The organism is Amycolatopsis nigrescens CSC17Ta-90 (genome assembly GCF_000384315.1).
Lineage (GTDB): Bacteria > Actinomycetota > Actinomycetes > Mycobacteriales > Pseudonocardiaceae > Amycolatopsis > Amycolatopsis nigrescens.
Map to the genome: position 1 here is coordinate 5592057 of NZ_ARVW01000001.1, position 23090 is coordinate 5615146.

General features: G+C 70.7%; 24 protein-coding genes and 2 tRNA genes. 17 read left to right on the forward strand and 9 right to left on the reverse strand.

The genetic code is table 11. The features are described 5' to 3' along the window. Positions 1-36: 36 nt before the first annotated feature. Positions 37-810, forward strand: a complete 774-nt coding sequence (locus AMYNI_RS0126620; protein ID WP_026360958.1) for a fumarylacetoacetate hydrolase family protein — start codon at positions 37-39, stop codon at positions 808-810. Here the strand turns inward: AMYNI_RS0126620 and AMYNI_RS0126625 are convergent. Continuing rightward, positions 788-2035: an FAD-dependent oxidoreductase gene (locus tag AMYNI_RS0126625; RefSeq protein WP_020671125.1), complete on the reverse strand. Its 1248-nt coding sequence runs from the start codon at positions 2033-2035 to the stop codon at positions 788-790. The two genes, AMYNI_RS0126620 and AMYNI_RS0126625, sit on opposite strands and share 23 nt — an antisense overlap. Positions 2036-2133: 98 nt before the next feature. Here AMYNI_RS0126625 and gltX point away from each other — a divergent pair, with 98 nt between their 5' ends. From gltX to AMYNI_RS0126645, 4 genes are all read left to right on the forward strand, one after another. Next, positions 2134-3621, forward strand: a complete 1488-nt coding sequence (gltX, locus tag AMYNI_RS0126630) for a glutamate--tRNA ligase (RefSeq protein ID WP_020671126.1) — start codon at positions 2134-2136, stop codon at positions 3619-3621. Between the two features lie 128 nt (positions 3622-3749). Continuing rightward, positions 3750-4490 (forward strand): HAD family hydrolase, encoded by a 741-nt coding sequence (locus tag AMYNI_RS0126635; RefSeq protein WP_051116560.1) that lies wholly within the window; start codon positions 3750-3752, stop codon positions 4488-4490. Positions 4491-4586: 96 nt separating this feature from the next. After that, a tRNA-Gln gene (locus AMYNI_RS0126640) sits at positions 4587-4658 on the forward strand. Positions 4659-4717: 59 nt separating this feature from the next. Continuing rightward, positions 4718-4790 (forward strand) — tRNA-Glu (locus tag AMYNI_RS0126645). Between the two features lie 282 nt (positions 4791-5072). Here AMYNI_RS0126645 and AMYNI_RS0126650 read toward each other — a convergent pair. Continuing rightward, complete coding sequence (locus tag AMYNI_RS0126650) at positions 5073-5774, reverse strand: IclR family transcriptional regulator (protein WP_051116368.1); 702 nt, start codon at positions 5772-5774, stop codon at positions 5073-5075. Positions 5775-5909: 135 nt separating this feature from the next. Here AMYNI_RS0126650 and leuC point away from each other — a divergent pair, with 135 nt between their 5' ends. The 3 genes from leuC to AMYNI_RS0126665 all read left to right on the forward strand — a co-directional run bounded on the left by leuC (position 5910) and on the right by AMYNI_RS0126665 (position 8919). Further along, positions 5910-7388, forward strand: a complete 1479-nt coding sequence (leuC, locus tag AMYNI_RS0126655; protein WP_020671129.1) for a 3-isopropylmalate dehydratase large subunit — start codon at positions 5910-5912, stop codon at positions 7386-7388. Positions 7389-7442: 54 nt separating this feature from the next. After that, entirely contained in the window at positions 7443-8045 is a 603-nt protein-coding gene (leuD, locus tag AMYNI_RS0126660; protein ID WP_020671130.1) for a 3-isopropylmalate dehydratase small subunit, read from the forward strand. 229 nt (positions 8046-8274) lie between these two features. Beyond that, the gene (locus AMYNI_RS0126665) at positions 8275-8919 is read left to right on the forward strand and encodes an HU family DNA-binding protein (RefSeq protein WP_020671131.1); all 645 of its coding nucleotides are present in this window, start codon (positions 8275-8277) and stop codon (positions 8917-8919) included. A 249-nt stretch (positions 8920-9168) separates the two neighbouring features. On the opposite strand, the gene AMYNI_RS0126670 is transcribed toward AMYNI_RS0126665, so the two are convergent. From AMYNI_RS0126670 to cofC, 3 genes are all read right to left on the reverse strand, one after another. Then, positions 9169-10125, reverse strand: a complete 957-nt coding sequence (locus tag AMYNI_RS0126670; RefSeq protein ID WP_020671132.1) for an NUDIX hydrolase — start codon at positions 10123-10125, stop codon at positions 9169-9171. Continuing rightward, a complete protein-coding gene (locus AMYNI_RS0126675; protein ID WP_020671133.1) occupies positions 10122-12308 on the reverse strand; it encodes an RNA degradosome polyphosphate kinase in 2187 nt (728 codons plus the stop codon). The genes AMYNI_RS0126670 and AMYNI_RS0126675 overlap by 4 nt, the downstream gene beginning before the upstream one ends. Before the next feature lie 73 nt (positions 12309-12381). Next, on the reverse strand, positions 12382-13008 hold the full coding sequence (gene cofC, locus AMYNI_RS0126680; RefSeq protein ID WP_245574005.1) for a 2-phospho-L-lactate guanylyltransferase: 627 nt from the start codon (positions 13006-13008) through the stop codon (positions 12382-12384). A gap of 195 nt (positions 13009-13203) precedes the next feature. Here cofC and AMYNI_RS0126685 point away from each other — a divergent pair, with 195 nt between their 5' ends. From AMYNI_RS0126685 to AMYNI_RS0126695, 3 genes are all read left to right on the forward strand, one after another. Continuing rightward, entirely contained in the window at positions 13204-13917 is a 714-nt protein-coding gene (locus AMYNI_RS0126685; protein WP_020671135.1) for a lysophospholipid acyltransferase family protein, read from the forward strand. Then, the gene (locus AMYNI_RS0126690) at positions 13917-14951 is read left to right on the forward strand and encodes an NAD(P)H-dependent glycerol-3-phosphate dehydrogenase (RefSeq protein WP_020671136.1); all 1035 of its coding nucleotides are present in this window, start codon (positions 13917-13919) and stop codon (positions 14949-14951) included. Before AMYNI_RS0126685 ends, AMYNI_RS0126690 begins: the two co-directional genes overlap by 1 nt. 217 nt (positions 14952-15168) lie before the next feature. Next, positions 15169-15648 carry a cysteine dioxygenase gene (locus AMYNI_RS0126695; protein ID WP_020671137.1) on the forward strand — a complete coding sequence of 160 codons (480 nt, stop codon included), beginning with the start codon at positions 15169-15171 and terminating at the stop codon, positions 15646-15648. Positions 15649-15687: 39 nt separating this feature from the next. On the opposite strand, the gene AMYNI_RS0126700 is transcribed toward AMYNI_RS0126695, so the two are convergent. Then, positions 15688-16095 (reverse strand): VOC family protein, encoded by a 408-nt coding sequence (locus AMYNI_RS0126700; protein ID WP_020671138.1) that lies wholly within the window; start codon positions 16093-16095, stop codon positions 15688-15690. After that, positions 16092-16754, reverse strand: coding sequence for a pyridoxamine 5'-phosphate oxidase family protein (locus AMYNI_RS0126705; RefSeq protein ID WP_040405985.1), 663 nt, complete (start codon positions 16752-16754; stop codon positions 16092-16094). Before AMYNI_RS0126705 ends, AMYNI_RS0126700 begins: the two co-directional genes overlap by 4 nt. Positions 16755-16842: 88 nt before the next feature. Between AMYNI_RS0126705 and pdxR the strand changes: the two genes are divergently transcribed. Together pdxR and AMYNI_RS0126715 are read left to right on the forward strand one after the other, a co-directional pair. Further along, the gene (gene pdxR, locus AMYNI_RS47465; protein ID WP_020671140.1) at positions 16843-18213 is read left to right on the forward strand and encodes a MocR-like pyridoxine biosynthesis transcription factor PdxR; all 1371 of its coding nucleotides are present in this window, start codon (positions 16843-16845) and stop codon (positions 18211-18213) included. A 32-nt stretch (positions 18214-18245) separates the two neighbouring features. Continuing rightward, positions 18246-19343, forward strand: a complete 1098-nt coding sequence (locus tag AMYNI_RS0126715) for a D-alanine--D-alanine ligase family protein (RefSeq protein WP_020671141.1) — start codon at positions 18246-18248, stop codon at positions 19341-19343. Positions 19344-19423: 80 nt separating this feature from the next. Here the strand turns inward: AMYNI_RS0126715 and AMYNI_RS0126720 are convergent, their stop codons facing one another. Both AMYNI_RS0126720 and AMYNI_RS0126725 read right to left on the reverse strand, forming a co-directional pair. Further along, entirely contained in the window at positions 19424-19969 is a 546-nt protein-coding gene (locus tag AMYNI_RS0126720; protein ID WP_020671142.1) for a DUF3515 domain-containing protein, read from the reverse strand. Positions 19970-19988: 19 nt separating this feature from the next. Then, entirely contained in the window at positions 19989-20222 is a 234-nt protein-coding gene (locus AMYNI_RS0126725; RefSeq protein ID WP_020671143.1) for an Lrp/AsnC ligand binding domain-containing protein, read from the reverse strand. A gap of 150 nt (positions 20223-20372) precedes the next feature. Here AMYNI_RS0126725 and AMYNI_RS0126730 point away from each other — a divergent pair, with 150 nt between their 5' ends. The 4 genes from AMYNI_RS0126730 (at position 20373) to AMYNI_RS0126745 (ending at position 23083) form a co-directional block, all read left to right on the forward strand. Continuing rightward, positions 20373-21329 carry a thiamine-phosphate kinase gene (locus tag AMYNI_RS0126730; protein ID WP_020671144.1) on the forward strand — a complete coding sequence of 319 codons (957 nt, stop codon included), beginning with the start codon at positions 20373-20375 and terminating at the stop codon, positions 21327-21329. A 15-nt stretch (positions 21330-21344) separates the two neighbouring features. Further along, entirely contained in the window at positions 21345-21818 is a 474-nt protein-coding gene (locus AMYNI_RS0126735; RefSeq protein ID WP_020671145.1) for a GNAT family N-acetyltransferase, read from the forward strand. Next, positions 21819-22340, forward strand: coding sequence for a gamma carbonic anhydrase family protein (locus AMYNI_RS0126740; protein WP_020671146.1), 522 nt, complete (start codon positions 21819-21821; stop codon positions 22338-22340). A 65-nt stretch (positions 22341-22405) separates the two neighbouring features. After that, positions 22406-23083, forward strand: a complete 678-nt coding sequence (locus AMYNI_RS0126745) for a uracil-DNA glycosylase (protein WP_020671147.1) — start codon at positions 22406-22408, stop codon at positions 23081-23083. The last annotated feature ends 7 nt before the right edge of the window (positions 23084-23090 follow it).

The window sequence follows — 23090 nt, forward strand, 5'->3', positions numbered from 1 at the left end:
ACGCCCACGCCGCGGCCCGGCCGTAGACTCCGGGCCATGCGCTTAGCCCGAATTGCTCATCCGGCCGGTGGTGTCGCGTTCGCCTCGGTGGACGGCGAAGGTGACGACGCCCAGGTGCTCGAGATCGCCGAACATCCGTTCGGCCAGCCCAACTTCACCGGCCGCCGCTGGCCGCTGGCCGACGTCCGGCTGCTGGCCCCGATCCTGCCGACCAAGGTGATCGCGGTCGGCCGGAACTACGCCGCGCACGCCGCGGAGTTCGGCAACGAGGTGCCCTCCGCGCCGATGATCTTCCTGAAGCCCTCCACGAGCGTGATCGGCCCGAACGCGGCGATCAAGCTGCCGCCCAGTTCGTCCAGAGTGGACTTCGAGGGCGAGCTCGCGGTGGTGATCGGGCAGCCGGTGAAGAACGTGCCCGCCGCGCGTGCGGCGAGCGCGGTGCTCGGTTACACGATCGCCAACGACGTGAGCGCCAGGGACCAGCAGAAGTCCGACGGGCAGTGGGGCAGGGCCAAGGGTTACGACACCTTCTGCCCGCTCGGCCCGTGGATCGAGACCACGCTCGACCCCGCCGATCTGGCGTTGCGCACCGAGGTGGACGGCGAGACCAAACAGGACAGCCGTACTTCCTCGCTGGTGCACAAGATCCCGGAGCTCATCGAGTTCGTCTCCGGCGTGATGACCCTGCTGCCCGGTGACGTGATCCTCACCGGCACCCCGGAGGGCGTCGGCCCGATCACCGATGGGCAGCAGGTGTCGATCACCATCGAGGGCATCGGCACGCTCGCTAATCCCGTACAGGCGCAGTAGCGGGTTCGGGCGCGCGCCGGGCGAACTCCGGCGCGTGCTCCGGCCGGACGCCGACGCCGAGCAGGTAGGCGGGCACGATCGACAGCTTCGGGAATCGGCCCAGCACGACTTGCATCGCCTTCGGCGGGCCGTTGCGCTTGCCCTCCATCACCGGTCGCATCACCGCGCGGTGCAGCAGCCGTTGCAGGGTCTGCACGGCCACCGTGGGCAGCCACCGCCTGGCGCGCACCTTGGCCAGGTCCCGCCCGCTCGGCCTGCCCCGGCGCAGCGGCGCCGCGAGCAGGTGCGCGGTGGCCACCGCGTCCTGCACCGCGAGGTTGATGCCCACCCCGCCGATCGGCGACATCGCGTGTGCGGCGTCGCCGATGCACAGCAGCCCTTCGGCGTGCCAGCGGTGCAGCCGGTTCAACCGGACTTCGAGGTGCTTGACGTCGTCCATCGACTTCAGCTCGTCCAGCCGGTCGCCGTACTCCGGGCAGATCTGCGCCACGTTTTCCCGGAACGCCTCGACGCCCTGTGCCCGCAGGTCTTCGCCTTTCGGGGCCAGATAGGCGATCTGGAAGTAGTCTGTCCGGGGCAGCGCGATGGCGAACCGGCGGTCGCGCATCCGCGGCACCAGCTGGTCGCCCCGTTCGCCTTCGCGGCGTGGCAGCCGGAACCACCAGGTGTCGAACGGGGTGTCGAACTCCTTCGGCGTCAGCGCGCCTTCGCGCCTGGCCAGCGACCAGCGCCCGTCGGCGGCGACCACGAGGTCGGCGCGCAGCTCTCCTTCGCCGTCGGCCGAGCGGTAGCGCACCCCGGCGAACCGGCGGTGTTCGCGGATCAGGCCGGTCACTTCGGTGTTCATCCGCAGGGTGAAGCCGGGCTCCTTGCGGCCGGCTTCGGCGAGCAGGTCGAGGAAGTCCCACTGCGGGACCATCGCGACGTAGGGGTGCGGCACCTTCAGCCGGTCCAGCTCGGCGATGTTCAGCATGGTGTCCCGGTCGATCGGGAAGCCGATCCGGCTGATCTCGCTGTGCGGCACCGCGGCGAACTTCTCGCCGAGGCCCAGTTCGTCGAGCAGGGTCAGGGTCGACGGATGCACGGTGTCGCCCCGGAAGTCGCGCAGGAAGTCGCCGTGCTTCTCCAGCACGGTCACCCGCACGCCGCCCCTGGCGAGCAGGAGCCCCAGCACCATTCCGGCCGGCCCGCCGCCGATGACCACGCAGGTCGTGCGCTCGGTCATGCTCACCACTCCTTATTCAGCACTTGTTGAATAAACTCAGAGTGCACCCCCACCGCGACTGCGTCAAGTCCGGGGCGTGCGGATACGCTGATCGGGCTATGACTGAGATCTCTGAGCCCGCCGTGCGCGCCCGCTTCTGCCCGTCACCGACCGGAACCCCGCACGTCGGGCTGATCCGGACCGCCCTTTTCAACTGGGCCTTCGCCCGCCATCACGGCGGCAGCCTGGTGTTCCGGATCGAGGACACCGACGCGGCACGCGACTCCGAAGAGTCCTACGAGGCGCTGCTCGACGCGCTGCGCTGGCTCGGCCTCGACTGGGACGAGGGACCGGAGGTCGGCGGCGACCACGGGCCGTACCGCCAGAGCGAGCGTCGCGAGATCTACGCCGACGTCGCCGCCCGCTTGCTTGCCGCCGGCGAACTCTACGAAGCGTTCTCGACCAACGAAGAGGTCGAGGCGCGGCGCAAAGCCGCCGGGCAGGACACCAAGCTCGGCTACGACAACTTCGACCGCGACCTCACCGAGGAGCAGCGCGCCGCCTTCCGCGCCGAAGGCCGCAGCCCGGTGCTGCGGCTGCGGATGCCGGACGAGGACCTCGGCTGGACGGACCTGGTCCGCGGGCCGATCAGCTTCCCGGCCGGCACCATCCCGGACCCGGTGCTGGTGCGGGCCAACGCCGAGCCGCTCTACACGCTGACCAACCCGGTGGACGACGCGCTGATGCAGATCACGCACGTGCTGCGCGGCGAGGACCTGCTGCCGTCCACCCCCCGGCAGATCGCGCTGTACCAGGCGCTGCGCCGGATCGGGGTGGCCGAGTTCGTCCCGGAGTTCGGCCACCTGCCCTACGTGCTGGGTGATGGCAACAAGAAACTGTCCAAACGGGACCCTTCTTCGAACCTTTTCAACTACCGCGACCGCGGGTTCATCCCCGAGGGCCTGCTGAACTACCTGGCCCTGCTCGGCTGGTCGATCGCCGACGACCGCGACGTGTTCAGCGTGGCCGAGCTGGTCGAGGCCTTCGAGATCGGCAAGGTCAGCGCGAACCCGGCCCGGTTCGACGTGAAGAAGGCCGAGGCGATCAACGGCACCCACCTGCGGGCGCTGGACTCCGAGGACTTCGTGACCAGGGTCGTGCCGTACCTTGCCGCGGCCGGAGTGCTGCCCGAGAAGCCGTCCGAGGAGCAACTGGCCGCGCTGAGCGTGATCGCGCCACTCGTGCAGGAACGGGTGACCGTGCTCGGCGACGCGGCGGGCATGCTCCGCTTCCTGTTCGTGGACGAGGAAACCTTCGCGCCGGAAGAGGATTCGGCGACCAAGGCACTCGGCCCTGACTCGGAACCGGTGTTACGCGCTGCGATCGAGTCGCTGGCGGCGCTGCCGTCCTGGGAGACCGCGCGGATCGAGCAGGCGCTCAAGGAAGCCCTTGTGGACGGACTCGGGTTGAAGCCGCGCAAGGCTTTCGCGCCGGTCCGGGTGGCGGTAACCGGCCGTACCGTATCGCCTCCGCTGTACGAATCCATGGAGCTGCTCGGCCGCGACCGGTCCCTCGGCCGGCTCCGTCGCGCGCTGCCTGCCAACTGAGGGTAGAGCGAAAGAATCCAAACAGAGCAGCCGTAATCACCTCGACGGTCGAATCGGTACGGCCATAAGTGACCTAGCCTCGCTGAGTGGAACCCGCGCAGGCCTGGCCGGCCGCAACCCAGACCTCGATCACCACCAGCGATCCGTGGGCTCCGCCCAGCCTCCGCCTGGTCTGCCTGGACATCGACGACACGCTGATCGACTTCTCCGCCGCGGGAAGGCGCGCCCTGTGCGCGCTGATCGGCCGGGCCGACATGTGGCCGCTCTGGGAATACGTCACGGACAGTCATGTGGCGATGGTGGTGGCCGGGCAGCTCGAGTACCGGCTGATGCACCACCGGCGCACCCAGTGCTTCCTGGCCGAGCTCGGCGTGCTGATGGACGCCGAGGAGGTGGCCACCTTCGAGGTGCGCCGCAAGGACCTGCTGCGGCGCGGCTGGCGGCTCTTCGACGACGTGCTGCCCTGCCTCGACTGGCTGGTCGCGGCCGGCGTCCAGCTCGCCGCCGTGACCAACGCGTCGGGCGCGCACCAGCGCGCGAAACTGGCCGACCTCGGCCTGGCCCGGTTCTTCGACCACGTGGCCATCGCCGGCGAGATCGGCGTCGCCAAACCCGATCCGGTGATGTTCCACTCGGTCTGCCTAACCCTCGGCTGCGACCCGGTCGAGGCGGTGCACGTCGGCGACAAGCTCGACACCGACGCGGTGGGCGCCCGTGACGCCGGTCTCGGCGCCGTCTGGCTGGACCGCTCGGCGGCCGACACCAATCCGGACATGCCGTCCGGGGTGCACGTGGTGAACGGGCTGGACGAATTGCCGGAACTGCTGGTCAGTGAGTTCGCCAGGATCGGCGTACCGGCCCAGCGGTGAACAGGTGGGGGCCGCTGCCGACCCTCCGGCGGCGTGGTCTAGTATTTCTTTCCGGCGGTGCTGAGCTGGTCTTCTGTCCGGAACGGTCCTCGCCATTGGGGTATGGTGTAATCGGCAGCACGACTGATTCTGGTTCAGTTAGTCTAGGTTCGAGTCCTGGTACCCCAGCTGCGAAGAGAAAACCGGTACTGCTAAGGTTTCTCTCGCAAACAGAAAAGAAGTCCTGAGCCCCCGTCGTCTAGCGGCCTAGGACGCCGGCCTCTCACGCCGGTAGCGTGGGTTCGAATCCCATCGGGGGTACGCGAGCGCAGCGAGCGCCCCATGTCTGCAGAAAGCGCAGACATGGGGCGCTCGCGTTTGTGTCTTCTGGGGGCCGAGCCCCCAGACCCCCAGGCGGGGGCAAGCCCCCTGCACCCCCCGCGGCATCGCCGGTTGGTCACCCGGCAGCCGCGTCTCCCCTTCCCCCGCGAGTCCCACGTTCGGGCACCGCGAGTTCCGCGTTCGGGGTCTGCGAGTTCCGCGTTGGGCGCCGCGAGTTCTGCGTTTGGGGCGCGGGGCCCGGGGTGGGACCCGCGGACTGGGTCAGAGGCGTTCTTGTAGGGCGTCGGCGGCGGCGAGGAGGTCGGCGGCCCAGCGGGCGCCTGGCTTGCGGCCGATCCGGTCGATCGGACCGGAGACCGACACGGCCGCCACCACCGTCCCCGAAGAGTCGCGCACCGGCGCGGAGACGCTCGCGACACCCGGCTCCCGCTCCGCGACACTCTGCGCCCAGCCACGCCGCCGGACCTCGAGCAGGGTCCGCTCGCCGTAGACCGCGTCGGTGAGGATCGTGCGCTGGGTATGCGGATCCGACCACGCGGCCAGCACCTTCGCCCCCGAACCCGCGGTCATCGGCAGCCGCGAACCGATCGGCACCGTGTCCCGCAAGCCGCTCGGCGGCTCCGCGGTCGAGACGCACACCCGCTGCACCCCGTCCCGCCGGTACAACTGCACGCTCTCCCCTGTGATGTCCCGCAGCTTCGGCAGCACCGCGCCGGCCGCGTCGAGCAACGGATCCGTCGAGCCACCGGCCAGCTCGGCCAGCGCGGTGCCAGGCCGCCAGCGGCCGTCCGGCCCCCGGCGCAGCAGCCGATGCACCTCCAGGCCGACCGCGAGGCGGTGCGCGGTCGCCCGGGGCAGCCCGGTGCGGTTGCACAACTCCGCCAGGCCACACGGATCCTCGGCCACCGCCTGCAGCACGGCCACCGCCTTGTCCAGAACTCCGATACCGCTATGCTGTCCCACGACGCGATACTAACTTCCCGCACTTTGGGAAGTCCAGATTCTGGGAAAATCGAACTCCCGCCCTTCGCGGCCCGGCTTGCCCGCCGCCTCGGCCGAGTTCCTTTGCTCCCAACCAACCTCTTGGAAGGAGCCCTGATGACCACCACCACGAACAGCCAGGGCGGCGGTGCGGCCTCGCCGGCGGCGACGGCGAAGACGGCGAAGACGCTGGCGGAGAAGGTGTGGGAGTCGCACACGGTGCGGCGCGGCGAAGGCGACGAGCCCGATGTGCTCTACATCGACCTGCACCTCGTGCACGAAGTGACCAGCCCGCAGGCCTTCGACGGGTTGCGCCTGGCCGGGCGTCCGGTGCGGCGGCCGGACCTCACCATCGCCACCGAGGACCACAACGTGCCGACGATCGACATCGAGCTGCCGATCGCCGATCCGGTGTCCAGGACCCAGGTGGACACGCTTCGCCGGAACTGCAAGGAGTTCGGCGTCCGGCTGCACCCGATGGGCGATGCCGAACAGGGAATCGTGCACGTGATCGGACCGCAGCTCGGCCTTACCCAGCCCGGGATGACGGTGGTTTGCGGTGACAGCCACACTTCTACGCACGGGGCCTTCGGCGCGATGGCGTTCGGCATCGGCACCTCTGAGGTAGAGCACGTTCTGGCAACCCAGACTTTGCCGCTACGTCCATTCAAGACCATGGCGATCAACGTGGACGGGGAACTGCGTCCCGGCGTCACCGCGAAGGACGTGATCCTGGCCGTCATCGCGAAGATCGGCACCGGCGGCGGACAGGGTTACGTGCTCGAGTACCGCGGCAGCGCGATCGAGGCCCTGTCCATGGAAGCCAGGATGACGGTCTGCAACATGTCCATCGAAGCGGGCGCCAGGGCCGGCATGGTCGCACCGGACGAGGTCACCTTCGAGTACCTCAAGGGCCGCCCGCACGCGCCGAAGGGCGAGGACTGGGACGCCGCGGTTGCCGCGTGGCGCGAGCTCCGCACGGACGACGACGCCACCTTCGACGCCGAGGTGCACCTGGACGCGAACGAGCTGACCCCGTTCGTCACCTGGGGAACAAACCCAGGTCAGGGGCTTCCGCTCGGCGATCGGGTGCCCGATCCCGAGCTGATCGCGGACGAGAACGAGCGGTTCGCGGCGGAGAAGGCGTTGTCCTATATGGACCTGACCCCCGGCACCCCGCTGCGGGAGATCGCGGTGGACACCGTCTTCCTCGGCTCCTGCACGAATGGCCGAATCGAGGACCTGCGGGCCGCCGCGGACGTGCTGCGCGGGCACCGGGTGGCCGACAGCGTGCGGATGCTCGTGGTGCCCGGCTCGATGCGGGTCCGCCAGGCCGCCGAAGCCGAGGGGCTGAACAAGATCTTCACCGACGCCGGCGCCGAGTGGCGGCAGGCCGGCTGCTCGATGTGCCTGGGCATGAACCCGGATCAGCTCGCCCCCGGCGAGCGGAGCGCGTCGACCTCCAACCGCAACTTCGAGGGCAGGCAGGGCAAGGGCGGCCGGACCCACCTGGTCTCGCCGCTGGTGGCCGCCGCGACGGCCGTCCGGGGCACCCTTTCCTCGCCCGAAGACCTGCTCGCCGGGGCCGGTCGCTGACCGCCGTACCCCTGCTGAGCACCGAAAACTCGCCTGAGAAGAGGAGTCGCCACCATGGAACCCTTCAAGACCCACACCGGTGTCGGCGTGCCACTGCGCCGGTCCAACGTGGACACTGACCAGATCATCCCGGCCGTCTACCTCAAGCGGGTCAGCCGGACCGGTTTCGAGGACGGGCTGTTCGCCGCCTGGCGCGGTGACGAGCAGTTCGTGCTCAACCAGGAGCCGTTCCGCCAAGGCAGCGTGCTGGTGGCCGGCCCGGACTTCGGCACCGGGTCCTCCCGCGAGCACGCCGTCTGGGCGCTGATGAACTACGGCTTCCGGGTGGTCATCTCCGCCAGGTTCGCGGACATCTTCCGCGGCAACTCCGGCAAGCAGGGCCTGCTGGCCGCCGAGTGCGAGCAGTCGGACGTCGAACAGCTCTGGAAGCTGCTCGAGAACGAGCCCGGCACGGAGGTCTCGGTGGACCTCGAGTCGAAGACGGTACGAGCCAAGGACTTCGTCGCGCCCTTCCGGATCGACGACTACACCCGCTGGCGGCTGCTCGAGGGGCTCGATGACATCGCTCTCACCTTGCGACACGCCGCGGACATCGACTCGTTCGAGGCCGAGCGGCCCCGGTGGAAGCCGGTGACCATCCCCCAGCCCGCCTCCTAGGGGATGGATTCCCTGCTCAGCAAGGGAATCCACCCCTGGTCACAGGCCCTCGAAACCACGCCAGACGCACCCCGGAACGGCCCCGAGGGGGTCCCTCAAGAGGCGGAACCGCCCTCAAGTCAAGGAAAATTTCCGCGTTGCGTTTGGAATTTGTGCTGCATTGGTAATACCGTGTGCGCAAGTCGGCCGATGTGGGCCGTGTACAAGTAGTTCTTCTTGGAGGACTGGAATGGCCAACAAGGCCCAGCTGATCGAGGCGCTCTCCGAGCGTTTGGGCGACAAGAAGGTTGCGTCCGAGGCTGTCGACGGACTCGTCGACATCATCATCCGTACGGTCAACAAGGGCGAGAAGGTGAACATCACCGGCTTCGGTGTGTTCGAGAAGCGCGCCCGCGCTGCCCGTACCGCGCGCAACCCGCGTACCGGCGAGACCGTGCGCGTGAAGAAGACGAACGTGCCCGCCTTCCGCGCGGGCACCACCTTCAAGGACGTGGTGAGCGGCTCGAAGAAGCTGCCCAAGGCCACCGCCGTGAAGCGTGCGACCGCGACGTCCAGGAGCACCGGCACCACCGCTGCCCGGAGCACCACGACCCGCGCCGCCGCGACGAGGGCGACCGCCAGCCGCCCGACGGCGACCCGCAGCACCACGTCCCGGACCCGGGCCACCACCGCGACTCGCAGCACCGCGGCGAGCCGTACGGCGGCCAAGGCGGCGCCGAAGACCGCGGCCAAGACCACCGCCGCCAAGGCGACCGCGGCCAAGAAGCCCGCCACCAAGGCGGCGCCGAAGACCGCGGCCAAGGCGACCAAGGCCACCGCGACCAAGGCGACGGCAGCCAAGAAGACGACCGCCGCCGCAAAGAAGAAGAAGTAGCCTCTCTCTGAGCCACTTCTCGGCAGGGCCCCGCGCACCGTGGGGCCCTGCCGCTCTTTGTTCGGGGCCTTCCTTTATGGAGACACCCGCGGGGACGGCCGAACGGGCTCCTCAGCGGCCCTTTCCGGTGAGCGGTCCCGTTACTCCGACTGGGGAGTTCTGGGGCGCCTTACCGGCATTCAGCACCGCGGAGGACGCCTTGACGAATGTTCAACGCAGGCAAGGCGTCCTTCGCGCGGGCGACCGGGGTCAGCGGCGGGAGGGTTCCGGAGCCGGTAGCGCGCTGGGGAAGTAGGCCGCGTCGGCGAGCCGCGGCCCCTGCCCGTCCGCGGGCGGCAGGAAGGACAGCAGCCACAGCGAGCCCTTCTTGCTGGACACCGCCGGGGACTTGGTGCCGGGCAGCACCACCCCGTCCCGGTCCGCCAGCGTGCTCACCACGTCCGGGATCACCGCGCCCTGGCTGCAGATCACCGGGGTGCCGCCCCCGGCCACGATCGCCAGCAGCCGCGCGAGTCCCAGCACCGGGTCCTGCCAGTAGCCCTCTTCGGAGAACAGCCGCTCGTGCCGGACCTCGCCGCCGATGTCCTCGGCGACGCCCTGGACGGTCTGCACGCATCGCAGCCGTGGCGCGGAGAACACCCGGTCCGGCCCGAACAGCGCGGCCATCCGCCGTACCGCGCCGGCCTGCCGGAAGCCGGCTGCGGCCAGCGGGCGGAGATCGTCGTCGCCGTTCCACTCGTCCCGCTTGCCCGCCTTGGCGTGCCGGACGAGCAGCAGGGTGCTCAGCTCCGGCGGGCAAGCGCAGAAGGTGCGCAGCACCCGCACGTCGGTTTCGCGGCTGAGCAACGACTCGGCCCGTTCCGGGGCCAGCCAGCGCAGTTCGTCCACCTCGTCGTTCGGCTCGAACTCCCCGGCTCCGGCCCGCGCGGCGAAGTAGTCGACGGTCTTGGGCACGGTGCCGCCGTCGCGGCCGGGCACCGGATAGCCGATCCGACCGAGGTGTCGGCCGAGCACCGCGGGGAACCCGGTCTCCTCGGCCACCTCGCGAACCGCCGCTGCGGCGAGGGTCTCCCCGTTGTCCAGCTTTCCCTTCGGCAGTGACCAGTCGTCGTACCGGGGGCGGTGCACGACGGCGATCTCCAGCCGTCCCTCCCCGTCGCGGCGCCAGAGCACCGCACCGGCCGCACGTACTCCGGCCAGGCTCATCCGGCGGCGCCGTGCTTCTTGAGCAACTCCGCCTGGTGGTCTCGCACCTCCGAGTCGGAGGTCGGGGACGGCGCCCACTCGCCGGTCGAGGTGAGCACCCAGCAGCGGGTCGCCGGGTGCAGCGCGGAGTTCATCATGTCGTCCAGCTGCCTGGTCAGCTTGGGGTCCTTGACCTTCACCAGCGCTTCGATCCGGCGGTCCAGGTTGCGGTGCATCATGTCCGCGCTGCCGATCCAGTAGCTGTCCGAGGACTTGAAGTGGAACACCCTGGAGTGCTCCAGGAACCGGCCGAGGATCGAGCGCACCGAGATGTTGTCGCTCAGCCCGGCGACCCCCGGCTTCAGCGAGCAGATCCCGCGGACCACGATGTCGACCGGAACCCCGGCCTGCGAAGCGTGGTACAGCGCGTCGATGATCTGCTCGTCCACGAGCGAGTTGCACTTGAGCCGGATCCCGGACTCCCGGCCGGCGCTCGCCTGCTCGATCTCCTCGGCCACATAGCGCAGGATGCCGCGCCGGATGCCGTTCGGCGCGGTCAGGATGTTGCGGTAGGAGTCCTGGCGGGAGTACCCGGTGAGCACGTTGAACAGGTCGGTCAGGTCCGCGCCGATGGTCGGGTCGGCGGTGAGCAGGCCGAGGTCTTCGTACAGCCGCGCGGTCTTCGGGTTGTAGTTGCCGGTGCCGATGTGGCAGTAGCGGCGGATGGTGCTGCCCTCCTGGCGCACCACCATGCAGACCTTGCAGTGCGTCTTCAGCCCGACCAGCCCGTAGACCACGTGCACCCCGGCCCGCTCCAGCGTTCTGGCCCAGGTGATGTTGGCCTGCTCGTCGAACCGCGCCTTGATCTCCACCAGCGCCACCACCTGCTTGCCGGCCTCGGCCGCGTCGATCAGCGCGTCCACGATCGGCGAGTCACCCGAGGTGCGGTACAGGGTCTGCTTGATGGCAAGCACCTTGTCGTCCGCGGCGGCCTGCTCGATGAACCGCTGCATGCTGGTGGAGAACGAGTCGTACGGATGGTGCACCAGCACGTCGCCCTCCCGCAGGGTGGCGAACACGCTCTTCGGCGTCTCACGTTCGCCGAACGCCGGATGGGTGGCCGGCACGAAAGGGCGGTCCTTGAGCTCCTTGCGGTCCACGCCGGAAAGCTGGTGCAGGCAGGTGAGGTCGAGCAGCCCCGGCACCTCGACCACGTCGTGCGGGTCCACCTCCAGCTCGCGCAGCAGCAGCTCGAGCATGTGCTCGCTCATGTCCTGCGCGACCTCCAGCCGCACCGGCGGGCCGAACCGCCGTTGCGCCAGTTCGCGTTCCAGCGCCTGGAGCAGATCCTCGTCCCGGTCCTCCTCGACCTCGAAGTCGGCGTTGCGGGTCACCCGGAAGGCGTGCTGCTCGGTCACCTCCATCCCGGTGAACAACTCACCGAGGTGCGCCGCGATCAGTTCCTCCAGCGGCAGGAAGGTCGCCTCGCGCTCCTCCCGGCGCTGCTCGATCCGGATCAGCCGTGGCACGTTGTTCGGCACCTTGACCCTGGCGAAGCGCTCGGTGCCGCCCTCCGGGTCGCGCACGGTCACCGCGAGGTTGAGGGAGAGCCCCGAGATGTAGGGGAACGGGTGCGCCGGGTCCACCGCGAGCGGGGTGAGCACCGGGAAGATGTGGTCGCTGAAGTAGTTGGACATCCGCAGCTGCTCGGGACCGTCCATATCGGACCAGTTGACGATCCGGATGCCCTCCTCGGCCAGCGCCGGGCGCAGGCCGAGCTCGAAGGCCGCGGTGTGCCGCTCGACCAGGTCCTGGTTGCGCTTGGCGATGTAGGCGAGTTGCTCGCGCGGGGTGAGCCCGTCCGCGCTGCGCACCGGCAGGCCGGTCTCGTCCCGCCGCTTCAGCCCGGCCACCCTGACCATGTAGAACTCGTCCAAATTGGACGCGAAGATGGCAAGGAACTTGGCGCGCTCGAGCAGCGGCTGGGAGGTGTCCTCGGCCAGCGCGAGCACTCTGGCGTTGAAGTCCTGCCAGGAGAGCTCCCGGTTGAAGTACCGGTCGTCGGGCAGTGACTCGGCCAGCGCGGGCACCACCGCGGTCACCGCGGGCGGGGCCGACGGGATCGCGTGGACCTCCGCCGCGCGGGCCTCACTCCGCGGGCTGGACTCGGAGGGTGCCGGGGTACTGCTCTGCTCGTTGCTCACCCCTGCATTGTTCCCCACGTTGCGCTGTTGTGCGCAGATCGTGTCCGGCCGCGTGGTGAACAACTCGTCGCGGCTAGGCGAGCAGGCAGAGCGACCCCAGCAGGGCCGCGGTGTGCTCGCCGAGGCCGAGCGCGCGGGCGTGCGCGAGATCGGCCGGAGTGTCCACATCTCCGCGCAGCGAGGGCGCGGCGACGGACAGCGCGGTGGCCCCGGAACCGAGGTGCGCCGCGGCCGAGCCGGTGCCGAACCGCGGCTCCAGCGCGGACCCCGGCGCGGACAGCAGCAGGGTGGTGCCGGTGCCTTGGCGGTCCGCGGTGAACGCCCGACGGCCGTCCGCCTCGGCCAGCGCGGCGGCGAGCTCGGCCGCGCGCAGTGCCGGCAGGTCGGCCTGGAGCGCGCCGACTACGCCGTCCGGGTCGTCCGCGCGCAGCAGCCGCTCGCCGTACCGCAACGCCGCGTTCAGGCCACCGGCCCCCGGTTCCCTGGCGATCTCCACGCCGAGCGTGCGCAGCCCGTCCAGCGCTCCCGGGTCGGCGGCCACCACCAGTACCCGGCGTATCCCGGTCGCGGCGGTGGCCGCGGCCAGGGTGTCCGACGCCAGCGCCAGCACGAGCGCGGCGTGCGTTTCGTCGTCAGCAGGGCGGCCCACCGACCCCACCGCGCCCCGGAGCCGTGATTTGCCGGCTTTCGGGGGTTTCATCGGGACCACCAGGTCCACATCACGAGCCACGGCTCCATCTTTCATGATTTCGCGCCGCCGGGTGGCGGATGCGGGGTCAGGAGCAGCTCGCGAGTGGTGGAAGGCACCCTTCCTTTGCCTCCGGTAACCCAGCGGGGCAGGATCACTGCATCGCCAGGGGGAGTGGCGAGTGCCGTTACTACCTGAGGAGGAGTCTTGGCCGGGCGCGAGAAGGGCGGTTTCTGGGTTGGGGCCGCCGCCGCACTGTTCTATCCGGCGACCGCACTCGGCCGCCGTGTGTACCGCGGGGCCGAGCGGATACCGCGGGAGGGCGCCGCGCTGCTGGTGCTCAACCACGTGTCGCATATGGACCCGGCGGTGGACGCGGTGTTCGTGCACCGGCAGAAGCGGGTGCCCCGCTTCCTGGCCAAGGAGGCGGTGGCGAAGGCGCCGATCTTCGGGAAGATCTTCCTCGGCTCCGGCGGGATCCCGGTGTACCGCGGCTCGTCCAGCGCGGGGGACAGCCTGCGGGCCGCGCACCAGGCGCTGCAGGACGGCAAGATCGTGGTGATCTACCCCGAGGGCACCATCACCAAGGACCCGGACGGCTGGCCGAAGCGCTCCTATACCGGCGCGGCAAGGCTGGCGCTGGAGAACGACGTGCCGGTGATCCCGATCGCCAGGTGGGGCACCAACTACATCTTCAACGGCTACACCAAGAAGCTCCGGCCGTTCCCGCGGCGGACCGTGACGCACCTGGTCGGCGAGCCGATCGAGCTCGGCGAGTACCGGAAGCGGCCCTCCCGCAGCGCGTCCGTGCTGCGCGAGGTCACCGAGCTGATGATGGACGAGGTCACCGAGCTGCTCGCGGACATCCGCCAGGAGACGCCGCCGGTGAAGAAGGACGCCGAGCCGGTGGACGGCGACTGATGGCGGGCACCGCCGTCCCGGTCGCCACGCCGCAGCGCATCACCGTGCTCGGCGCCGGTTCCTGGGGCACCACCTACGCCAAGGTGCTCGCCGACGCCGGTCGCGACGTCACCATCTGGGCCCGCCGGCCCGAGGTGGCCGCGGAGATCCGGGACCGGCGGACGAACGAGGGCTACCTGCCGGGGGTGGGACTGCCGGAGCGGCTGACCGCGACCACCGATCCGGCCGAGGCGCTGGCGTCCGCGGAGGCCGTGGTGCTGGCGGTGCCCAGCCAGAGCCTGCGCGCGAACCTGACCGAATGGCGCGGGCTGCTGCCCGCCGGGGCGACGCTGGTCAGCCTGGCCAAGGGGGTCGAACTCGGCACGCTCAAGCGGATGAGCGAGGTGATCAGCGAGATCGCCGGGGTGCCGGACGGTCAGGTGGTGGTGGTCTCCGGGCCGAACCTGGCCAGGGAGATCGCGCAGGCCCAGCCGTCTGCCGCGGTGGTCGCCTGCGTGGACCACGAGCGCGCGGTGGCCGTGCAGCGGGCCAGCTTCAACCGGTACTTCCGGCCGTACACCAACACCGACGTGGTCGGCTGCGAACTGGGCGGCGCCTGCAAGAACGTGATCGCGCTGAGCTGCGGGATGGCCGCCGGCCTCGGCCTCGGCACCAACACGATGGCCACCCTGATCACCAGGGGACTGGCCGAAATGGCCAGGCTCGGCGCCAAGCTGGGCGCCGACCCGCTCACCTTCGCCGGCCTGGCCGGGGTCGGCGACCTGGTGGCGACCTGCTCGTCACCGCTGTCCAGGAACCGGACCTTCGGCGAGCGCCTCGGCCGCGGGGAGACCCTCGAGCAGGCGCAGCGGGCGGCCGGCGGCCAGGTGGCCGAGGGCGTGATGTCCTGCTCCTCGATCAGGGAGCTGGCCGGGGCCAAGGGTGTCGACATGCCGATCACGGACGCGATGCACCGGGTCTGCCACGAGGGCGTGGATCCGCGCGCGGCGGGCGCCGAACTGCTCGGCCGCGAGCAGAAGCACGAGTGGTCCTGAGGCGTGCGGTCCTGAGGCGTTGACGACATTTCGGTGTCCATCGGGTGAGATGGATTGACCGGTCGGGGTCCGGCTGGTGAGGTGTGTGGCGTGCAGACGCGTGGCATGAACGCACGGCGGGGTCATATCGACCTGCGCCGCGTTGCCAGCGCGCTGTGTCCTTGCCGGTGATCTGCCCCAACCCGGCCCGCACCTTCTTTTCCGCAAGGACACCCTCATGTTCGCTGTGCCAGACAACACCATCGCGCTCGCCGAGCGCCCGGCCCTGCGCCACCCCGTCCGCGTCGCACTGGAGTACGCCGCCGACCGCGAAAGCTGGCGCGACCTGCTCCGCTACGACCCCGACCAGCGGTTTTCGGTGCTCGTCGATGCCGACCACGACCAGGAGATCTGGCTGATGAGCTGGCTGCCAGGCCAGCACACCGACCTGCACGACCACGCCCAAGCCGCCGGCGCGTTCACCGTGGTCAGCGGCGGGCTGCGGGAGACCGTGGCCAGGGTCGCCCCGGACGGCAGGGCGGTGACCGAGACGCACTCGCTCGGCGCCGGCCAGTCCAGGGTGTTCGGCCCCGGCTACGTGCACGAGGTGCGCAACGACGGGCCGGATCCGGCGGTCAGCGTGCACGTCTACCGCCAGGGCGGCCGCGCGATGCGCTCCTACCGGCTGGATCCGCTGACCGGGCCGGTCCCCGCCTGAGCCGGTCCGGTACGAGCCCAATGTGACGTTCGGTGTCTTCTACTGGCCGAACGTCACGTTGGGCCGGTCCGTCTTGGCGCGTTCGGCGGCGCCGCGCAGGACGCAGAACTCGTTGCACTCCGGGTCGCCGAGCACCGCCCAGCCGGTGCCGTCCGGCTCCCGGTGATCGCTGACCATGGTCGCGCCGACGGCGAGCAGGCGCGCCACCTCCTCGTCACGGGTGCCGTGCTCCGGGCGGAGGCAGACGTGCACCCGGTTCTTGCCGGCCTTGGTTTCGGGTACCTGCTGGAAGAAGAGGTGCATCCCGGAGGGCAGCCGGATCTGCGCTTCGTCGCCGCCGGGCACGTCCTCCTCGTCCAGCGGCTGCCCGGTTACCTCGCTCCAGAACAGGGCGAGCCGGTAAGGATCGGGACAGTCGAAGGCGACGTTGTGCACGACCGAGGTCAAAGGGCTCTCCTGGACAGGATGTGGTCCGGCACCGGGCGGTCCGAGGGTACGTAGGACGCCGCGACCGGGACACCGAATTTCGTGTGCACCGGCAGCAGGCCCGCCCAAGCGGTACCGGTTTCGAGGTCCTCGGGATCGTCGATCGCGTCCCCGGTGCGCATCTTCACCGAGGCTTCGGTGAGTTCGAGGCCGAGCACCGCGACCGCGGCGAGTTCCTTCTCGTTGACATCCCTGGCGTGCTCCCAGGAACCTGGCGCGAGGTGGTCGGTGAGCACGCGCAGCGCGTGCAGCTTCTCGGCCCGCTCGGTGACCGGCTTGGCGCGCGCGTGCACCACCGCGCTGCGGTAGTTGAGCGAATGGTTGTTGATCGAGCGGGTGTAGACCACGGCGTCCACCAGTGTCACGGTGACGCAGACGTCCAGCCCGGTCGCGGCGGCGCGCATGTTGCCCGAGCCGGTGGAACCATGCACGTAGAGCAGGTCGCCGTCGCGGCCGTAGCCGGTCGGCAGCACCACCGGTGCACCGTCCAGCACCAGGCCGAGATGGCAGACCAGCGCTTCGTCGAGGATCTCGTAGAGAGCGGTCCGGTCGGTCGCCGCCCGGTCCTTCTTGCGGGTGAGGGTGCTGCGCGGGGTGCCGGACAAGGGTGCGAGAGCCATACCTCGAGCATGTCCGCCACCAGTGGACTGGTGAAATGGCCACCTGGCGTATGATTTGAAAGGCCACTTCCCTCGAGCTGGAGTCCCGATGACGCATTCCGGTACCGCGCTCCCGGTCAGTCTGGACCGGCGCTCCGGCATCCCGCTCGCCGTGCAGCTCGCCGACGCGCTGCGGGAGTCCGCGTCCGCCGGGCATCTGCGCGGCGGGGACCGGCTGCCGTCCACCCGCGCGCTGGCCGACCGGCTCGGCGTCAGCCGCACGGTCACCTCCGCGGCCTACGAGCAGCTGCACGCCGAGGGCTGGATCGCGGGCAGGCACGGGTCCGGCACCTACGTCACCACCTCGCCGCCCGGCGCCGGCGCGGCACACGGCACGGTCGCCCGCGAAGAGAGCGAACCCGCCGAGCTGCTGGACCTGACCCCGGGGGTGCCCTGGGCCGCCGGGCTGGACCGGGCCGCGTGGCGCCGGTCGTGGCGGGCGGCCGCGGACGCGCCCCCGCTGTCCAGGGCGCATCGCGCCGGGCTGCCGGACTACCGGGCCGCGATCGCCGAACATCTGCTGCGCCACCGCGGCCTCGCCGCCGGGACCGAGTCGGTGCTGGCCACCGGCGGCACCACCGCCGCGGTGGTGGAGCTGGCCGCCGCCGTGTTCTCACCCGGTGACGTGGTCGCCGTGGAGGAGCCCGGCTACCAACGTGCCGTGCAGGCGCTGCGCCGGGCCGGCGTCGAGGTGGTCGGGGTGCCGGTGGACGAGGAGGGGCTGCGCCCGGACGCGGTGCCGGCCGGGGTGCGCGCGGTGTATTGCTCGCCAGCGCACCAGTACCCGATGGGCAGCCGGATGAGCGCGTCCCGGCGGGTGGAGCTGATCGAACGGGCCAGGGCCGAGCGGCTGCTGGTGATCGAGGACGACTACGACGGTGAGCTGCGTTTCGACGTGGCCCCGTTGCCGCTGCTGGCCGCGCTGGCGCCGGACGTGGTGGCCCATCTCGGTACCACCAGCAAGATCCTCACCCCGACCCTCGGCGCGGGCTGGATGGTCGCGCCGGCCAGGGTCACCTCGGCGGTGCTGGAGTACCGCGACCGCACCGGGACCAGGCCGTCGCCGGCCGGGCAGCGGGTGCTGGTCGAACTGGCCAGGCACGGCGACCTCGGCCGACACCTGCGCAAACTGCGCCGCGAGCTGTCCGAGCGGCGGTCCATGCTGGTCGCTGCCCTGCGGGACGGCGGGGTCCGGGTGCTCGGCGACGACGCCGGCGCGCATCTGGTGGTGCCCTTCGCCTCGGCCGCGGTGGAACGGGACAGGCTGGCCGACGCGGAGCTGCGGGGTATCCGGCTGGACGGCCTGGCCAGGCACTTCGCCGGCACGCCGACCGCGTTCGGTGCCGCGGTCGGTTACGCGGGGTGCTCGCGCGAGGCGCTGCACGGCGCGCTGGAGGTGCTGGTCGAGCTGGTGCGCTAGGGCCGTTACCCAGAAGGGTAGGGTCGCGAGCCATGAGTTCTCCGAAGAAGCGCGTCGCCGTGGTGTTCGGCGGCCGGAGCACCGAGCACGTGATCTCCTGCGTCTCCGCCGGCAGCGTGCTGGCGAATCTGGACCCCGACCGCTTCGACGTGGTCCCGGTCGGGATCACGGCCGAGGGCGGCTGGGTGCTCGGCACCTCCGACCCGCGGGCGCTGGAGATCCGCGGCCGGGAGCTGCCTTCGGTCGACGGCGGCACCTCGCTTGTCCTCGCCGGGGACCCCACCAGCAGGGAGCTGGTCACCCTGGAGCCGGGCGGCGAGGCCGAGGTGCTCGCCGCGGTGGACGTGGTGTTCCCGGTGCTGCACGGCGCCTTCGGGGAGGACGGCACCATCCAGGGCCTGCTCGAGCTGGCCGGTATCCCTTACGTCGGCGCGGGAGTGCTCGCCAGCGCCACCGCGATGGACAAGGAGTACGCGAAGAAACTCCTTGCCGCGGAAGGACTCTCCGTCGGCGAGTACGCCGTTCTCCGCCGGAATCAGTCCACTTTGGACGAGTCGGAGCGGGAGCGGCTGGGGCTGCCGGTGTTCGTCAAGCCGGCCAGGGCGGGTTCGTCGCTGGGCATCAGCAAGGTCACCGACTGGGCGGAGCTGGACGCCGCGATTGCGCACGCCAGGGAGACCGATCCCAAGGTGCTGATCGAAAAGGCGGTCGTCGGGCGCGAGATCGAGTGCGGGGTGCTGGAGTTCCCGGACGGTCGCGTCGAGGCTTCGCTGCCGGCCGAGATCCGCGTGCTCGACGAGGACGAGGGCGCCTGGTACGACTTCGAGACCAAGTACCTCGGCGAGGCCGCCGAACTGGACATCCCGGCGAAACTGGACGACGCGATAACCGAGCGCCTGCGCGCGATGGCGGTGCGGGCGTTCGCCGCGCTGGACGGCCAGGGGCTGGCCAGGGTGGACTTCTTCGTCACCGGCGACGGCGAGCTGATCATCAACGAGGTGAACACCATGCCGGGATTCACCACCACCTCGGCCTACCCGAAGATGTGGGCCGTCACCGGGGTGGACTACCGCAGCCTGCTCTCCACCCTGGTGGACACCGCCGTCGCCCGCGGCACCGGCCTCCGCTGATCCCTCCCACGATATGCAGCGAAGGCCACCTTGCCTGCGTTGAACGCAGGCAAGGTGGCCTTCGCTGCGTCGAGCGAGGGTTAGAAGCGGAGGGGTTGCGGGGGGAGGGCGGCCGCGACGGTGGTGGAAAGTTCTTGCAGGGGGCCGGTTCCGGCTTGTTCCGGTACGGTCAGTGCGGCGTAGACCTCCCGATCCACCACGTACCAGGTGGACGTGCCCGCGTCCGGCACCTGCAGCCACTGCACCCCGTCGATCAGCCGCAGCTGGGCGGTCTGGGTCAGCTCCGGCGGCCGGTCCAGTCCGCAGCGCAGCACCACCGGGTTCTCGTCGCCCCAGGCCAGGGTGGCCGGGGGCGCCGGCGCGGCCAGCTCACGCCGGGGCAGCTTGGCGCCGTTCGAGGTCAGTTCGGCCGGTGCCGCCTGGACCAGCGCGGCGCACTGCGGGCCCGTGGCCTGCGGGGCGGGTACCGCCACCAGCGGCAACGGCCCGCCCGCGTTCGGCTCGTCCTCGCCGCCCGAACTGGTGAACAGGCCGAGCAGGGCCACCCCGACGGCCAGTGCCACGACGAGCGCCGCGGCGATGACGATCAGCTTCTTCGGCGGGGCGCCGGTCTCGGTCTCAGCCACCCGCCCATCACAGCACGGGCTAGAGATGCACCACTGGGCAGGTCAGGGTGCGGGTGATGCCCTGCACGTTCTGCACCTTCGCGACCACCAGTTGGCCGAGGGTGTCCACGCTCTCCGCGTCCGCGCGCACGATCACGTCGTAGGGGCCGGTGACGTCCTCCGAACTGCTCACGCCGGGAATCGTGGCGATCTCGGCCGCGACCGCGGCCGCCTTGCCCACCTCGGTCTGGATGAGGATGTATGCGTGGACCACGGCGCGCCCCTTCGTCTGGATCGATCGGCTCGGTGTTTCATTGAACGCGTGGGTGCGTTGTCGAGCAACGTACCGCAGTTCCGGAAAAACCTAGGGCATCCGACTATCGGTGATCAGCGTTCATCGCGCCAGAAAGAACGGAGGTGACGGGTGTCACCCGAACCCGACACGGTCGCCGCGCTGGGTGAGTTCGGCCTGATCCGCGCGGTCACCGGGAACCGCCGTCAGCCGAAGAGCACCCTGCTCGGCCCCGGCGACGACGCGGCCGTGGTCGCCGCCCCGGACGGCCGCGTGGTCGCCACCACCGACGTACTGGTGCAGGGCGTGCACTTCCGGCTGGACTGGTCCACTCCGGAGCAGGTGGGGCGCAAGGCGGTCGCGGTGAACCTGGCCGACGTCGCGGCGATGGGCGCCACCCCGTCCTCGGTGCTGCTCGGCCTCGCCTGCCCGGCCGACACCAAGGCGGCACTGGTCACCGAGCTGGTGGACGGGATGTGGGCCGAGGCGAACCGGGCCGGGGTCGGCCTTGTCGGCGGGGACGTGGTGCAGTCCGACCAGTTGGTAGTGAGCATCACGGCGCTGGGCGACCTCGGCGGGCGGGCGCCGGTGACGCGTTCCGGTGCCAGGCCGGGCGACATCCTGGCGGTCTGCGGACGGCTCGGCTGGGCTGCCGCCGGGCTGGCCGTGCTCGGCCGCGGCTTCCGCTCGCCGGTCAGCGTGGTCAACGCGCAGCGCGCGCCGGAACCGCCGTACCCGGCGGGACCTGCGGCGGCACTGGCCGGCGCCACCGCGATGATCGACGTCTCGGACGGGCTGCTCGCCGATCTCGGGCACGTCGCGGCCGCCTCCGAGGTCGGCATCGACGTGCACACCCCGCGGCTGCAGATCTCCCAGAAGCTGCGGGAGGTCGGTTCCGCGTTGGGCGCGGACCCGCTGCGCTGGGTGCTCACCGGCGGCGAGGACCACGCGCTCGCGGCGACCTTCCCGCCGTTCGTGGACCTGCCGGAGGGCTGGCTGCGGATCGGTTCGGTGACCATGCCCGAATCCGGGGTCACCGTGGACGGCAAGGCGGTCGGTCCGGACGGCGGCTGGGCGCACTGGCGGTGATTTAGGCTGGCCGGCATGGAGATCCGGGTGACGCCGTTCGACGACGCGGACGCGGTCAAGCTGATCGCCGAGGTGCAGCAGGAGTACGTGGCGCGGTACGGCTCGCAGGACGTGACCCCGACCGATCCCGCGGAGTTCGCGCCGCCGAAGGGCCTGTTCCTGGTCGGCTACCTGGACTCGGTGCCGGTCGCCTGCGGTGGCTGGCGGGCGCAGGACGGGCCCGCTCCGCACCACCACCCCGGGGACGTCGAGCTGAAGCGGATGTACGTGGTGAGTTCGGTGCGGGGCAAGGGTTTCGCCCGCGGCATCCTGGCCGAGCTGGAACGCACCGCGGCCGCGGCCGGGCGGACAAGGGCGATGCTGGTGACCGGTGTCGAGCAGCCGGAGGCGCTGGGCCTCTACCGCAGCTCGGGCTACCGCCGGATCCCCTCCTTCGGTCTGTACAAAGAGGACCCGCGCAGCGTTTGCTTCGAGAAGGACCTGGGATAGATGGCGATCTACGCACTGGGCGAGCTGGAGCCCAGCATTCACCCGGACGCCTACGTGCATCCGGACGCGACCGTGATCGGGAACGTGCGGATCGCCGCGCACGCGTCGGTGTGGCCGCAGGCCGTGCTGCGCGGGGACCACGGGTTGATCGAGCTCGGCGAGCGGTCCAACGTGCAGGACGGCTGCGTGCTGCACTGCACCCGCGAGCACCCCACGGTGCTCGGGCCGTCTTCGGCGATCGGGCACTCGGTGCACGTGGAGGGCGCGGTGGTCGGCACCGGCTGCCTGATCGCGTCCGGCGCGGTGGTGCTCAACGGCAGCGTGATCGAGGACGGTGGCGTGGTCGGTGCCGGCGCGGTGCTGTCCTACCGTTCGCGGGTGCCGTCGGGGCAGATCGCGCTGGGCGTACCGGCCAGGAACAGGCCGAACTCCTCCTTCGGGCCGGAGATGGTCAAGGCCGTGGTGGAGAGCTACGTGCGCCGGGCGGCCTGGTTCCGGGCCGAGCTGCGCCGGCTGGACTGAGCCCGTTTCCCGGTGTGCGGGCCCTGTGACGCACGCAATTCCGGCGCGGTCTAGAGTCGCTGGCCGTGACCGCACGACCGCTGCACGAGATCGTCGAATCCGGCTGGGCGAAAGCCCTCGAACCCGTCGCGGATCGCATCACCGCGATGGGGGAGTTCCTGCGCACGGAGATCGCCGCCGGGCGCAAGTACCTGCCGGCGGGGGAGAACGTGCTGCGCGCGTTCAAGCAGCCCTTCGACGGCGTGCGGGTGCTGATCGTCGGCCAGGACCCGTACCCGACCCCGGGGCACGCGATCGGGTTGTCCTTCGCGGTGGCGCCGGAAGTGCGGCCGCTGCCGAAGAGCCTGGTCAACATCTACAAGGAGTACGCCGACGACCTCGGCCACCCGCTGCCGGCCAACGGTGACCTCACGCCGTGGACCGAGCAGGGTGTGCTGCTGCTCAACAGGGCGCTGACGGTCCGGCCGGGGCAGCCGAACTCGCACCAGGGCAAGGGTTGGGAAGAGGTCACCGAACAGGCGATCAAGGCGCTGGCCGCGCGCGGCGGGCCGCTGGTGGCGATCCTCTGGGGCAGCAACGCGCGCAAGCTCAAGCCGATCCTCGGCCCGGTGCCGAGCATCGAGTCGGTGCATCCGAGCCCGCTGTCCGCGCACAACGGCTTCTTCGGTTCCAAGCCTTTCAGTCGCTCCAACGCTTTGCTCGTCGAGCAGGGCGCTTCGCCGGTGGACTGGAAACTCCCCTAACGAGCGG

Bases quoted from the DNA above. Each gene is read 5' to 3' on its own strand.
- AMYNI_RS0126735 (WP_020671145.1), top strand. From the start codon at position 21,345: ATGGAGATCCGGGTGACGCCGTTCGACGACGCGGACGCGGTCAAGCTG.
- pdxR (WP_020671140.1), top strand. From the start codon at position 16,843: ATGACGCATTCCGGTACCGCGCTCCCGGTCAGTCTGGACCGGCGCTCC.
- AMYNI_RS0126665 (WP_020671131.1), top strand. From the start codon at position 8,275: ATGGCCAACAAGGCCCAGCTGATCGAGGCGCTCTCCGAGCGTTTGGGC.
- AMYNI_RS0126690 (WP_020671136.1), top strand. From the start codon at position 13,917: ATGGCGGGCACCGCCGTCCCGGTCGCCACGCCGCAGCGCATCACCGTG.
- leuD (WP_020671130.1), top strand. From the start codon at position 7,443: ATGGAACCCTTCAAGACCCACACCGGTGTCGGCGTGCCACTGCGCCGG.
- AMYNI_RS0126705 (WP_040405985.1), bottom strand. From the start codon at position 16,754: ATGGCTCTCGCACCCTTGTCCGGCACCCCGCGCAGCACCCTCACCCGC.
- AMYNI_RS0126620 (WP_026360958.1), top strand. From the start codon at position 37: ATGCGCTTAGCCCGAATTGCTCATCCGGCCGGTGGTGTCGCGTTCGCC.
- AMYNI_RS0126670 (WP_020671132.1), bottom strand. From the start codon at position 10,125: ATGAGCCTGGCCGGAGTACGTGCGGCCGGTGCGGTGCTCTGGCGCCGC.
- gltX (WP_020671126.1), top strand. From the start codon at position 2,134: ATGACTGAGATCTCTGAGCCCGCCGTGCGCGCCCGCTTCTGCCCGTCA.
- AMYNI_RS0126740 (WP_020671146.1), top strand. From the start codon at position 21,819: ATGGCGATCTACGCACTGGGCGAGCTGGAGCCCAGCATTCACCCGGAC.
- cofC (WP_245574005.1), bottom strand. From the start codon at position 13,008: ATGAAACCCCCGAAAGCCGGCAAATCACGGCTCCGGGGCGCGGTGGGG.
- AMYNI_RS0126625 (WP_020671125.1), bottom strand. From the start codon at position 2,035: ATGACCGAGCGCACGACCTGCGTGGTCATCGGCGGCGGGCCGGCCGGA.
- leuC (WP_020671129.1), top strand. From the start codon at position 5,910: ATGACCACCACCACGAACAGCCAGGGCGGCGGTGCGGCCTCGCCGGCG.
- AMYNI_RS0126695 (WP_020671137.1), top strand. From the start codon at position 15,169: ATGTTCGCTGTGCCAGACAACACCATCGCGCTCGCCGAGCGCCCGGCC.
- AMYNI_RS0126715 (WP_020671141.1), top strand. From the start codon at position 18,246: ATGAGTTCTCCGAAGAAGCGCGTCGCCGTGGTGTTCGGCGGCCGGAGC.